Origin of the sequence: Novosphingobium kalidii (genome assembly GCF_040534015.1) — a bacterium.
Lineage (GTDB): Bacteria > Pseudomonadota > Alphaproteobacteria > Sphingomonadales > Sphingomonadaceae > Novosphingobium > Novosphingobium kalidii.
In genome coordinates this window covers 89,564-102,135 of sequence record NZ_JBEWLY010000004.1, presented here as the reverse complement: position 1 = coordinate 102,135, position 12,572 = coordinate 89,564, and the positions used below count along the sequence as shown (strand labels likewise).

13 protein-coding genes are annotated in these 12,572 nt (G+C 63.6%); 6 read left to right on the top strand and 7 right to left on the bottom strand.

Translation table 11 applies throughout. The annotated features are described in order from the left end of the window. From ABVV53_RS01280 to ABVV53_RS01270, 3 genes are read right to left on the bottom strand one after another with little or no spacing between them, the layout of a single operon-like run. Positions 1-483 carry an endonuclease domain-containing protein gene (locus tag ABVV53_RS01280; protein ID WP_353982507.1) on the bottom strand — a complete coding sequence of 161 codons (483 nt, stop codon included), beginning with the start codon at positions 481-483 and terminating at the stop codon, positions 1-3. Further along, the gene (gene sufB / locus ABVV53_RS01275; protein ID WP_353982506.1) at positions 480-1,964 is read right to left on the bottom strand and encodes a Fe-S cluster assembly protein SufB; all 1,485 of its coding nucleotides are present in this window, start codon (positions 1,962-1,964) and stop codon (positions 480-482) included. Before sufB ends, ABVV53_RS01280 begins: the two co-directional genes overlap by 4 nt. After that, positions 1,961-2,410 carry an SUF system Fe-S cluster assembly regulator gene (locus ABVV53_RS01270; RefSeq protein WP_353982505.1) on the bottom strand — a complete coding sequence of 150 codons (450 nt, stop codon included), beginning with the start codon at positions 2,408-2,410 and terminating at the stop codon, positions 1,961-1,963. The genes sufB and ABVV53_RS01270 overlap by 4 nt, the downstream gene beginning before the upstream one ends. A gap of 412 nt (positions 2,411-2,822) precedes the next feature. Between ABVV53_RS01270 and ABVV53_RS01265 the strand changes: the two genes are divergently transcribed. The 3 genes from ABVV53_RS01265 to ABVV53_RS01255 are packed head-to-tail and all read left to right on the top strand — an operon-like array spanning position 2,823 to position 7,475. After that, the gene (locus ABVV53_RS01265; protein ID WP_353982504.1) at positions 2,823-3,860 is read left to right on the top strand and encodes a quinone-dependent dihydroorotate dehydrogenase; all 1,038 of its coding nucleotides are present in this window, start codon (positions 2,823-2,825) and stop codon (positions 3,858-3,860) included. Positions 3,861-3,872: 12 nt separating this feature from the next. Further along, on the top strand, positions 3,873-5,618 hold the full coding sequence (ggt, locus tag ABVV53_RS01260; RefSeq protein WP_353982503.1) for a gamma-glutamyltransferase: 1,746 nt from the start codon (positions 3,873-3,875) through the stop codon (positions 5,616-5,618). Between the two features lie 54 nt (positions 5,619-5,672). Then, on the top strand, positions 5,673-7,475 hold the full coding sequence (locus ABVV53_RS01255; protein ID WP_353982502.1) for an AMP-dependent synthetase/ligase: 1,803 nt from the start codon (positions 5,673-5,675) through the stop codon (positions 7,473-7,475). Between the two features lie 10 nt (positions 7,476-7,485). Here ABVV53_RS01255 and ABVV53_RS01250 read toward each other — a convergent pair whose 3' ends face one another. Further along, positions 7,486-8,481 carry a 5'/3'-nucleotidase SurE gene (locus ABVV53_RS01250; protein WP_353982501.1) on the bottom strand — a complete coding sequence of 332 codons (996 nt, stop codon included), beginning with the start codon at positions 8,479-8,481 and terminating at the stop codon, positions 7,486-7,488. A gap of 100 nt (positions 8,482-8,581) precedes the next feature. Further along, the gene (locus tag ABVV53_RS01245; protein ID WP_353982500.1) at positions 8,582-9,109 is read right to left on the bottom strand and encodes a hypothetical protein; all 528 of its coding nucleotides are present in this window, start codon (positions 9,107-9,109) and stop codon (positions 8,582-8,584) included. A 221-nt stretch (positions 9,110-9,330) separates the two neighbouring features. Here ABVV53_RS01245 and ABVV53_RS01240 point away from each other — a divergent pair, with 221 nt between their 5' ends. After that, positions 9,331-9,513: a hypothetical protein gene (locus tag ABVV53_RS01240; RefSeq protein WP_353982499.1), complete on the top strand. Its 183-nt coding sequence runs from the start codon at positions 9,331-9,333 to the stop codon at positions 9,511-9,513. Positions 9,514-9,546: 33 nt separating this feature from the next. Here ABVV53_RS01240 and thiS read toward each other — a convergent pair whose 3' ends face one another. Together thiS and ABVV53_RS01230 are read right to left on the bottom strand one after the other, a co-directional pair. Continuing rightward, a complete protein-coding gene (thiS, locus tag ABVV53_RS01235) occupies positions 9,547-10,542 on the bottom strand; it encodes a sulfur carrier protein ThiS (RefSeq protein ID WP_353982498.1) in 996 nt (331 codons plus the stop codon). Between the two features lie 18 nt (positions 10,543-10,560). Then, entirely contained in the window at positions 10,561-10,899 is a 339-nt protein-coding gene (locus ABVV53_RS01230; protein WP_419956727.1) for a MerC domain-containing protein, read from the bottom strand. Positions 10,900-11,074: 175 nt separating this feature from the next. Between ABVV53_RS01230 and ABVV53_RS01225 the strand changes: the two genes are divergently transcribed. Together ABVV53_RS01225 and cutA are read left to right on the top strand one after the other, a co-directional pair. After that, entirely contained in the window at positions 11,075-12,136 is a 1,062-nt protein-coding gene (locus ABVV53_RS01225) for a COX15/CtaA family protein (protein WP_353982496.1), read from the top strand. Continuing rightward, positions 12,133-12,459, top strand: a complete 327-nt coding sequence (gene cutA / locus ABVV53_RS01220; RefSeq protein WP_353982495.1) for a divalent-cation tolerance protein CutA — start codon at positions 12,133-12,135, stop codon at positions 12,457-12,459. Before ABVV53_RS01225 ends, cutA begins: the two co-directional genes overlap by 4 nt. The last annotated feature ends 113 nt before the right edge of the window (positions 12,460-12,572 follow it).

Sequence of the window (12,572 nt, the reverse complement as noted above, 5' to 3'; positions counted from 1 at the left end):
TCATCCTTCGGCACCCTCGAACCGGGGCGCTGCATTGCGGCGAGCGGCGGCGCGCTTGTCGAACGGCTTGTTCACTTCAGCGGCGATTGTCTTCACCACTGGCTCGAGATCGGCCAGCACTTCGCTTTCGGCAAAGCGCAGGACACGCACGCCGACATCGCTGAGCTTCTTGTCCTGCAGTGCATCGACTTCGGCATTCGCGTCTTCGGGTGAGATCATCACGACGACCCAGCGCGCCGGGCAGGCGAAATCAACGATCACCGAACCGACGATGGTCTGGCGCGTGAACTTCACCCCGCCCAACCGCGAACCCGACAGCTGCTTCCACAGCGCTTCCTGCGCTGGGCTTGGGCTGCGGCGCTGCGAACGTGCCCGCTCCTTGAGCTTCTCCAGCCGTGCGCCAGTAGCGGCGAATCCCACCTTTACGTCGGCCTTGGGAGTGGCTTCGCGGCTGATGCCGAGTGTCTTGCGCTCGGCGTTCATCCGACGCTCCCTTCTAGGCTGATCCCAAGCAGCTTCTGCGCCTCAACGGCGAATTCCATCGGCAATTGCTGTAGTACCTCTTTCGCGAACCCGTTGACGATCAGCGCCACGGCGGCCTCGGTGTCGAGGCCCCGCTGCTGCGCGTAGAAGAGCTGATCGTCGCTGATCTTGCTCGTGGTGGCCTCGTGCTCAATCTGGGCGCTGGGATTGCGCACCTCGATGTAGGGCACCGTGTGTGCGCCGCATTCCTTGCCGAGCAGCAGCGAGTCGCACTGAGTGAAGTTGCGCACCCCATCCGCGTTTGCCGCCACGCGCACGAGGCCGCGGTAAGTGTTGTTGGACTTGCCGGCCGAGATGCCCTTCGAGATGATCGTGGAACGGCTACCCTTGCCGTTGTGGATCATCTTGGTGCCGGTGTCGGCCTGCTGGTGGTTGTTGGTGACCGCGACCGAGTAGAACTCGCCCACCGAATCCTCGCCGTTCAACACGCAGCTCGGGTACTTCCATGTAATCGCGCTGCCGGTCTCGACCTGGGTCCAGCTGATCTTCGAGCGCGCGCCCTGGCACAGCCCGCGCTTGGTAACAAAGTTGTAGATGCCGCCTTTGCCTTCGGCGTTGCCGGGGTACCAGTTCTGCACCGTGGAATACTTGATCTCGGCGTCTTCCATCGCGACCAGCTCAACCACAGCAGCATGGAGCTGGTTCTCATCACGCATCGGGGCGGTGCAGCCCTCAAGGTACGAGACGTAGGAGCCCTTTTCGGCGACGATCAGCGTACGCTCGAACTGGCCGGTGTTTTCGGCATTGATACGGAAATAGGTCGACAGCTCCATCGGGCAGCGCACGCCTTCGGGGATGTAGACGAAAGTGCCGTCGGAGAAGACTGCGCAGTTCAGCGCGGCGAAGTAGTTGTCGTGCGCTGGCACCACCCGGCCGAGCCACTTCTTCACCATCTCGGGATATTCCCGGATCGCCTCGGAGATCGAGCGGAAGATCACGCCCGCTGCTTCCAGCTCCTTGCGGAAGGTGGTGGCCACCGAAACCGAATCGAACACTGCATCGACGGCCACTTTGCGCACGCCTGCGAGAACTTCCTGCTCTGCGATCGGGATGCCCAGCTTTTCGTAGACGCGCAGGATCTCAGGATCGACTTCGTCCAGCGAATCGAGCAGTTCCTTTTTCTTGGGCGCGGCGTAGTAGTACGCATCCTGATAGTCGATCGGCGGCACGTTGAGCTTGGCCCAATCCGGGGGCGTCATTTCGAGCCACTTGCGGTAGGCCTTCAAGCGCCAGTCCAGCATCCACTCCGGCTCGTTCTTCTTGGCCGAAATGAAGCGCACGGTGTCTTCCGAAAGACCTTTCGGCGCAAACTCCTGCTCGATTTCGCTCGACCAGCCGTGCTCGTAGTCCGCAACGCGGGCAGCGGCATCGCGTGCAGCCTGGTCCTTGAAGCCAGAGTCGAGAGCTGTTTGATCAGTCATGCGGCGTACTCGGAAGTATGATGTTCAAGCGAAGGCGCGGAAGGCACCTCCACCAATCGGGTGAGCGGAACGCCAGCCAAGGCACCACGCACGGCCTCGTTGACGAGAGGCCAATGGGGCCGAACCGTGCAGGCGCTTTCCAGCGTGCAATCGTGACGGCCAGTATCACAGCAGGCCGTCAGAGCGATGGGACCTTCCACCGCCTCGACGATGTCGGCGACGGTGATCGCCGCAGCCGGCCGAGCAAGCTTGAGCCCGCCACCAACTCCGCGCGAGGAGCGCAGCAGGCCGGCACCGGCCAGACGACTCACCAGCTTCTGCACAGTGGGCGCCGGCACCCCCGTCTCCTCCGCAAGTTGCACGGCCGAGACGCGCGTGCCGCCACAATGCCGCGCGGCGGCGGCCATGACGACAACGGCATAATCAGCCATGCTGGACAAGCGCATGAAAACGGCAACCCATGATGATTCAGGTAAATCGGAGCGATCTTCTCCGGTTTGACCTAGTGCATCGGACCTCAGGTTTCAATGGCGATCCCGGCCAGAGCGGGCCGGCACATCGAAAGAGGCACCTAGGTGAGCTCAAAACGAAAAAAGCGGTTCCCCGCACGCACGGCGGGGAACCGCTAAGTTTAAAAGAACTCGTGCACAGATGGCTACGAGCCCTTCGGGTCGCGTGCCCCACTTATTCCGGCGCCGAGAGCATGGATTGTAGAATCGCGACAACACGCTGCGAAATAGGCACCAGCGCTAATTTATTGCTCAATTCCTTGAATGTGCGACACAAATGCAACTCTGCTGCTCAGTGCGCCCGGCCAGCGATTGAGCTTGGGCGGGCTTTGCGTCTAGAGGACGTAGCGTGCCCTATCCGCTGATCCGTCCGCTTCTGTTCCGACTCGACGCTGAGCGCGCGCATGGCTTGGCAATGAAGGCACTGGCAAGTCGGGGGGGCGGCCGCGGTACGGCGGCTCCCGGCGCGCTCTCCACCACCGTCGCCGGCATCACCTTTCCAAATCCCGTTGGCATGGGCGCCGGATTCGACAAGGACGCCGTCGCCGCGGACGGTTTGCTGGGTCTCGGCTTCGGCTTTGTCGAAGTGGGCACGCTGACCCCCCGTCCGCAAGCGGGCAATCCGCGCCCACGGCTGTTCCGCCTGGTGGAGGATCGCGCTGTCATAAACCGCATGGGTTTCAACAATGGCGGAACCGCCGCAGCGGTCGAACGGCTGGCGAAACGAAACCGCGAATCGGGTATCGTCGGCATCAACATCGGCGCCAACAAGGACAGCGCGGATCGCGTGGCGGACTATCGCGACGGCATACGCGCCGTCGCTCCACTGGCCGACTATGTCACGGTGAACATCTCCTCGCCCAACACGCCGGGACTGCGGGCCCTGCAGGACAAGGGCGCGCTGGACGAACTGCTCGACGCCGTGTTGACGGAACGCCAGGCGCTGGGCTCCCGCGTGCCTGTGTTCCTAAAGGTCGCACCGGACCTGGAGCCGGCGGACATCGACGATATTGCCGAAGTGGCCCTGGGACGCGGCTTGGATGCCCTGATCGTCTCCAACACCACCATTGCCCGCCCGCCCCTGCGCTCGCGCCATGCCGGAGAGGCGGGGGGTCTCTCGGGAGCGCCGCTCAAAGAGCCTGCACTGCAACGCCTGCGCGACTTCCGACGCGCTACTGGCGGCGGGCTGCCACTAATCGGCGTCGGCGGAATTGCGACGGCACAGGATGCCTGGGAGCGTATTCGCGCGGGTGCAAGCCTCATCCAGCTCTACTCGGCCATGGTCTATGAAGGGCCGGGAATTGCCCGCTCCATCTGCCGGGGGTTGGAGTCGCTGATGCAGCGAGATGGGTTCACTTCCATTGCCGAGGCGGTAGGAAGCGAATAGCGTCCGGCTGCAATGGCCTTGAAAATCTTCCCCGCTCATCTGCTTGCACTCGCAAGCGCTCTCGTTCTCCCCGCCTGCGCGACGGCTCCTCCCGTGGGCCCGTCCCCAACCGCAGCCGCGCGGGAAAACGATGTTTACGATAAAGGCATGGTCAGCGCTGCCGATCCCCGCGCGGCAGAGGCCGGGGCGGAAATGCTCCGCCGGGGCGGCAGTGCCACTGACGCGGCGATCGCCACGATGCTGGCCCTCACCGTGGTCGAGCCGCAAAGTTCAGGCATCGGCGGAGGCGGATTCTACGTACACTCCGATGCGGCGGGGCACCTCTACACGATCGACGGACGGGAAACTGCGCCCGCCGCCGCCACACCGCAACGCTTCCTCGACGCGGACGGCAAGCCTCTCCTGCGCCGCGAGGCAGTGGTCAGCGGCCTCTCAGTCGGCGTACCCGGAAATGTGGCGCTGGCGGCTAAGGCACATGCGCGAGACGGCAAGCTGGCTTGGGCGGAGCTTTTCCAGCCTGCCATTCGCCTCGCTCGCGGAGGCTACACGCTCAGCGAGCGAGGCCGGTCCATGCTGGCGCGCTCGCCGGACAGCGGCGCGCACGATTCAGCCGCTCGCGCGCTTTACTATGGCGCCGATGGCCAGCCGCACCCGGCCGGCACGCTGATCCGCAACCCGGCTCTGGCAGCAACGCTGGAGGCGCTGGCTCAGCAGGGTCCGCAGGCGTTCTACACCGGCCCTCTTGCACAGACACTCGCGGAACACGTGGCCGCAGAAACGCCGGCTGAGGCCGGCAAGATGACCCTCGCCGATGTAACCAGCTACGAAGCCAAGCAACGGTCCGCGCCTTGCGGCACTTACCGCGTCTACACGATCTGCGGGATGGGCCCGCCCTCGTCGGGCGAAACCACCGTGCTGGGCATTCTCGTGGCGCTGGAGAACTTCGATCTTGCTGCTCTCGGCCCCGAATCGCCGGTCGCATGGCACCTCTTCGCGGAAGCGCAGCGCCTGGCTTATGCGGACCGGGAGCTATACCTTGCCGATCCTGACTTCGTCCCGGTACCGCTCGCTGGGCTGACGAACCACGCGTATCTGCTGGAGCGAGGCAAGGCGATCTCTCCCGGCCAGACACTGCCTACTGTGACCGCCGGTGATCCACCTGGCGGGGACAGGCTGAGTTTTGCGACTGGGCAGCACTATCCCGAGCATGGCACCTCGCACTTCGTAGCGGTCGACAGGAAGGGCAACGCAGTCAGCTATACCTCCACTATCGAGAGCGCGTTCGGCTCCGGGCTGTTCGTTGGCGGGTTCTACCTCAACAACGAACTAACCGACTTCAGCGCGGTGCCGGAACAAAACGGCCGCCTTGTCGCCAATCGCGTCGAGGGCGGAAAGCGCCCTCGCAGTTCGATGGCACCAACGCTGGTCTTCGGGCCGGATGGCAAGCTTCTCGTCGCCGTTGGCGCAGCCGGAGGTGCAACGATACCGGTGCAGGTCGCCCGCGCGCTGATCGGATTTCTCGACTGGAAACTGCCGATCCAGGAGGCGCTCGCGCTACCGGTGCTGTTCTCGCCGCAGGATACCGTCATCGTTGAGAAGGGCTCTCGCCTGGAAGCCATGGTTCCTGCGTTGGAAAACTTGGGCCACAAGGTCCGCACGGCGGAACTACCGCTGAAGACGAACGCTATCGCGGTGGTCAACGGGCGCCTGGCTGGCGCTGCCGATCCGCGCAGTGAAGGGCGCGCGGTGGCGCAGTAGGACAGCGATCGGGTATAACCCGTAGCATTGGGAAGGATGTCAGGGGTTGTCACCATGCAGCTAAGCGACTTTGCCGAGGCGCCCAACCTCGTTTCCTTGTTCCTGCAGCGCGCCGACGCGCTCGGTAGCAAGCCCTTCCTGTGGACCAAACCGGGCGAGCAATGGGTCGCGATCAGTTGGCAGGAGACGGCGCGCCAGGTCTGCCTCCTTGCCGAACATTTGCGCGCGATTGGGCTGCAGCCGGGTGACCGCGTGGCTATCGTCTCGGAAAATCGACCGGAGTGGTGCATCGCCGATATGGCAATCATGGCGGCCGGCTGCGTCACCGTGCCTGCCTATACTACCAACACGGTGCGCGATCACTTGCATGTGTTGCAAAACTCCGGTGCGCGCGCGGCGATTGTCTCGAACCCGAAACTCGCCAATGCGCTCCTCCCAGCGGTTGTCAGAAGCGACTGCTGCGATCACGTGATCGCAATGGAACCGCTACGGATTGGGCAAGGCAGCTTCCAGGTCCACGATTGGCGCACCCTCACCCAAGGCGACGCGCCGACCGCGCGGGCTGCCGTGGACGCGCGTATTGCGGGGATCACGCGCACGGATCTGGCCTGCATCATCTACACCAGTGGGACCGGCGGCGCTCCGCGCGGAGTGCGCCAGCACCACGGCATGATCCTGACGAATGTCGCCGGCACTGTCACCGTGATCGCAGAGGATTTCGGGTGGGACAAGGACGAGGCATTCCTGTCGTTTCTCCCGCTCAGCCATGCTTACGAGCATACCGCCGGACAACACGTGCCGATCGGGCTCGGCGGGCAGATCTACTACGCAGAGAGCCTGGAGAAGCTGGCCGCCAACATCGAGGAGACCAAGCCCACCATGATGGTGGTGGTGCCTCGCCTGTTTGAAGTCCTGCGCACGCGCATCGTCAAGCAAGCCCAGAAGCAGGGCGGCGCTGCGAACTGGCTCATGGGGCAAGCCGTAGGGCTGGCCAGCCGACGCGCCTCGGGACGCCGATCACCCAAGGACGCAGCGCTCGATCTGCTGCTCACACCCACCTTGCGGCCGAAAATCCGCGCCAAGTTCGGCGGTCGCCTCAAGGCGCTGGTTTCCGGTGGCGCCCCGCTGAACCCGGAGATCGGCGACTTCTTTCAGGCGATCGGCATCACGCTTCTGCAAGGCTACGGGCAGACCGAGGCCGGGCCGGTCATCAGCTGCAATCGGCCGGGTGCCGGGGTCGCCATGGAGACAGTCGGCCCCCCGCTTCCCGGCGTCACCGTGCGAATTGCCGACGATGGCGAGATCCTGGTGCACGGCGAGCTTGTCATGCAGGGGTACTGGGACAACCCTGCCGCATCCGAGGCAGTGCTTGAGGATGGTTGGTTGCACACCGGCGACATCGGCGCATTCGATGCCAAAGGCCGCATCCGCATCACCGATCGCAAGAAGGACATGATCGTCAACGACAAAGGCGACAATGTCTCGCCCCAGAAGGTCGAATCGATGCTGACGCTCCAGCCTGAGATCGGCCAAGCCATGGTTGTGGGTGACAGGCGCCCCTACATCATCGGCCTTGTCGTACCCGATCGCGAGTGGGCCGAAGGCTGGGCTCAGGCGCAGGGCGTCTCGGCGGAAATGACTGCCTTGCAGCAAAACTCCGCTTTCCATGCAGCCGTGCGGGCCGCGGTCGACCGCGTAAACACGGACTTGTCGGTCATCGAGAAGGTCCGCCGCTTTGCGTTCGCGGACGAGCCGTTCTCCATCGAGAACGAGGAGATGACTCCTAGCCTCAAGATCCGGCGCCATAAGATCAAGGAGCGCTACGGCGAGCGCCTTGGCGCGCTCTACGGCGGCTAAAGCTCGCGCGTCAGCGTCTCTGCGGTGCCGCCAGCGATTGCAGCCGGGCGTCAAGCCACTCGCCGCTTCCTCCAGCGCCATAGCCGGCCTGAAGCGCGCTCACGGTGATGTCCTTCGCATTCGCCGCCGACTCGTCATTCTGCTCTGAAGGAGCCGGCGCGGACTCGTTCATGGCGATGGCGACGCCAGGCAAATCCGGCAGCGCGACGCCGCGGTGCTCCGCCATCGTCTGCATCAGTGGCGGCGCATCGTCGGCCATGCTCTCGACAAAGCGCAAGCGGTAAGCATTCCAGTTCCCAACTTTCGTCCGACGCCAGTTCGCGCCTTCCAGTTGACTGGGGAAGTTCACGTTGAGCGCGATCCCGGCTGGGAGCAAAGGTGCTCCCTCGCTTGTGCCAAGCGCGTTCAGGAGTTCCACCGTTCGCGCTGCCACTTGCGAGGACGCGGGATTCGCCAGCGGCGCGGCTGGCGATCCCGCGGTGTTCGATCCGGCACTCAGTGCGATCGCCGGGATGCCGCGCAGGGCTGCTGTCTGGACATTGCCCACAGTTCCGGAACTGATGATGATCGCTCCCAGGTTCTGCCCTTCGTTCGGACCAGAGAGCACAAGGTCCGGCGCGTGCCCCCAGCGCTTGGCCGCAGCGACATCCAGCCCATAGAGCAGGGCCATAACCGGCGTACCGTCAACGTAGAAGAAATCCGTTGCAAGCCCTTCACGTGTCATGGGGCCTGCGCCGGGAGCACCAGCCTTGGCTGCCCCATTGCGGCAATCTTCGGTGAGCGGGCCCAACGGCCGGCCGATCCGAATCGCCGCGCCCATTCCGCTCTGATCCTGGCACGGAACGGAGACGATCACATCATGACCGGCGGCCTTCAGCGCACGATAAAGCGCCACCACGTTGCTGGTCAGCCCATCATCGTTTGTCAAAACGATATCACGCGCCGTAGCCGCGCCTGAAACGGACGCCAGCAAAGCCGCGCACAGGGCTAAGGCGGATCGGATCATGAAAAGGCTCCCGGATCGAGGAGCGATAGACTCCCCTTGTCACCGGCAGTCATCAAGCCTGAATGTGACGCTGGCAAGACCTACCGTCTTGCCAGCTCTTTCAGGCCGCTTCCTTCTCCACCCACTCAGGATAGAAACGCGGCTCACGTTCGGACCAGCCCGAGGCAGTGGCGGCCGCTTCGCTGATCGAGCGCAGCAGCAGCTTGCGTCGATCAGGATGGATCTGGGGAAGCGCCGCCGCTCCACAAAAGGCTGCCGGAAGCCAGGGCCGGACGCTAGCGCCAAGCAGGCGCTCATAAAGAAACCGGTAGGCGGAAAAGCTCTCGAGCCGCTCTTCAGACAAATCGAAGGCAGTCATCCCGACCAGCTTTCCGAAATACTCGCCCACTCCCTCGAAGCCGCTGCTATCCGGCTGAGACGTGCGTAGATCGCGGAGGTCGTCATAGACGGCGTATTGCCGCTGAATGGAGGTGACTTCATCAGAGCCGCGCGCCCACAGCTTGAGGGCATCGCGGCGGCCCAGCCCGATATCGAGGCTACGCTTGATGTAACGCTGCTCGGACGAAGAGAACCCAGCGAACTCCTTCAGTTCACTGATCGTAAGGCTTACGATGCCCGCGTCGCTCATGCTCATGCCCTCGCTCGGAAAGAAGGGCGTGTTTCAACCCTTCATCTGAGCTGCAATTCATCATGATAGCCTTACGAAGCTCTTAACCACGTATCCGTGATGTTGCGATCCGCACTCGATTTTCCTGCTGCCAGCGCTACCAGTGGGTTCCGTGCGGAACGAATGCGTGCGCCACCGATTTCTCTTAAAGACAGACTGAATCCGACAAACGGAGACGAGAAATGGAATGGCTTTGGGCATTCGTCGTTATCGGCGGCCCCATCATCCTTGGACTGGCACTCGTTTATGCCACACTCCAATACCGCAAGCGGGGTCGCGCCCTTGACCGGGTTTCGCAAGAGAGCGCCAAGCACGTGCGTGAAGATATCCGCCGTGATGAGGACAGGGCCAGCCAGGTTCGCTGATTGCCTGAGGACGGCGATACAGCGTCCTGCGGCTTAGATCAGTCCAGCCAGTGGGCTGGACGGATCTGCATACTTGCGGGTCGCCATGCGACCAGCGCGGTAAGCTTCGCGCCCGGCCTCGACCGCGAGCCGCATAGCCCGCGCCATGCGAATCGGGTCACCGGCCTCTGCGATGGCGGTGTTCATCAAGACGCCGTCGCATCCCAGTTCCATCGCCACGGCGGCATCCGACGCCGTGCCGACACCTGCGTCCACAAGCACTGGCACCTTGGCCCCCTCCACGATGAGGCGAATCGTGACCCGGTTCTGAATGCCAAGGCCCGACCCGATCGGTGCACCCAGCGGCATCACCGCCACGGCACCCGCACCCTCTAGCTGCTTGGCCGCAATCGGATCATCGACGCAGTAGACCATCGGCAGGAAGCCTTCCGAGGCGAGAACCTCGGTCGCCTTCAGCGTTTCACGCATGTTCGGGTAAAGCGTGCGCGCCTCGCCCAGAACCTCCAGCTTGACCAGATCCCAGCCACCCGCTTCGCGCGCCAGGCGTAACGTGCGAATGGCGTCGTCGGCGTTAAAGCAGCCGGCGGTGTTGGGCAGGTAAGTGATCTGCTTGGGATCGATAAAGTCCGTCAGCATCGGGGCTTTGGGGTCGGACACGTTGACGCGACGCACGGCAACGGTGACGATTTCTGCCCCGCTCGCCTCTACCGCAGCGGCGTTCTGAGCGAAATCCTTGTACTTCCCGGTACCGACGATCAGCCGCGAGCGAAACGTGCGCCCCGCCACCGTCCACGTATCCTCAGCCGCGGCAGACGCATCGCCGCCGCCCACGAAGTGAACGATCTCCAGCGTGTCTCCATCTGCTAGCGTCGCCTCCGCTAGCGTAGAGCGCGGCACGATCACGCCGTTGTGCTCCACCGCGACTTTCTTCGGATCAAGCTCAAGGCTGGAAACAAGGTCGGCGATGCTGGCACCAGGCGCGATGCGCCGGGGTTCGCCGTTGACGGTAAGCTGCAGTTGAACGGTCATGCCTGCGCGAGATAACGCTCAAGCCAGCTTGTGCAAGTTCCGGATGTGCGCCAGCGCCACCAGAGCGACACCCAGGATCGTCAGCACCGCCTCGGGCAGGCCGTGCTCGACCATAAGTCCTGCAGCCATGAGCGAAAGACCCACGACGCCGAGCACGAGCGGCTCCAGCCTTCCGTGGCGCAAAACGCCAAGCCCGATGGAGACAAAGCCCACGACGACGGCCAGTGCCAATCCGATCCGGTGAATCTCAGGCGCTAGCAGGAACTGGCCACCCAATCCCATGATGCCCACGAGCATGGCGCCAAGGACGCAGTGGACGGCGCACAAGCCCGAAAGCAAGACGCCGAAGCCGTCCATCCTGTGTCGAATCGATAGTAGCGCCTGCCGCATGGGGCCTCACATATGTGACGTTGTATCATTCTACAACCCACTTGTTGCGAAACGGTTCCGAGCAGCGGCCCCATACTAGAGGCGCTCCTTGTACTCAGGCGCCCCTTGCACATCATAAAATGAAAGAGCAGTGACGTGCGCCATGAGAGTTCCTGACGGTCGCCCGATCATTGGCACCACTGACGATATCCTCCCCATGATGCGCTGGCTGCTTTTCGTAGCCCTGCTGGTGCTGGCAATCGTCGTCGTTGGTGGCGTGACCCGGCTCACCGAGTCCGGCGTGTCCATCGTCGAGTGGAAGCCCGTCACCGGGGCGATCCCGCCGCTCTCCGACGCGCAGTGGCAGGCTGAATTCGCTGCCTACAAGCAGACGCCTCAGTATACCCAGATCAATGGTCCGGCGGGCATGACTCTCGCGACTTACAAGTTCATCTACTTCTGGGAGTGGGTGCATCGCCTGATCGCCAGGGTCATCGGCCTTGCGTTCGCGTTGCCGCTCGCGTGGTTCTGGATGCGCGGGACGATCCCGCTAGGTTACAAGCCGCGCCTACTTGCGCTGCTCGCGCTCGGCGGACTGCAGGGCGCGATCGGCTGGTGGATGGTCTCCTCCGGCATCGTCAACGACGTGAAGGTGAGTCACTTCCGGCTGGCAGCGCACTTACTTACGGCATTCGCGACGTTGGGCGGACTGGTGTGGACCGCTCTCGATCTACGCGCGCTCAAACGCGGCGCGCCGCGCGCGCGGTTGACCGGGCTCGGCACGGTGACGCTTATCGTTCTCACGCTTCAGCTTTTCTATGGCGCTCTGCTCGCTGGATTGCGCGCGGGCTATGTCGCCGGCGCGGGCTGGTGGAATTGGGATGCCTGGCCGCTGATGCAGGGTCGCCTCTATCCTGACGGCGTGGACTGGTCCCAGGGTGCCTGGCACGCTTTGGTGAGCGATCCTTACCTCGTCCATTTCCTCCATCGCTGGTGGGCTTGGGCGGTAGTGCTCGTTCTCATCGTCATGGCGCGCAAGGTGCGGCGGCGTAATCGCATTGTCTCCGTCGCGATCCACGCCGCATTCGGCACGCAGATCATTCTCGGCATCTTCACTGTTTGGTCCGGCGTGAACTTGTGGATCGCAGTGGCGCACCAGTTCGTTGGCGCTCTCACCCTGTGTGCGGCCGTATGGGGCGCTCACGCGCTGGGTCGGCGCGGGTGACAGGGGCGCGGACGCCCGCGCTGATCTGGTGCCCCTTTCCGGATGCCGATGCTGCCCTCGCCGTGATCGACACCTTGTTGGACGAAGCGCTGATCGCCTGCGGCAACGTGCTCCCCGGAATGCAAAGCCGGTTCGTCTGGAATGGCCAGAAGGACAGTGCCACGGAAACTGGCGCCCTTCTCAAGACCAATGCCGCTCGCCTGGCGCGCGCGGTCTCCCGTCTCTCCGAACTGCACCCCTATGAGGAGCCGGCGATCGTGGCGTGGCATTGCGAGACTGGCGCTCCAGGCACTCTCGCGTGGCTGGCAGGTATCGGCGACTAGGCGCCCGCTTGCGCTCGGAGGTATTATTTTACCTCCTGGGAAATCCGCGCTCAGCTTGACTTTGCGCGCGATCTGAAGGATTGGGCCGCCTTCTCGCGCTGCGGTGAGACTCG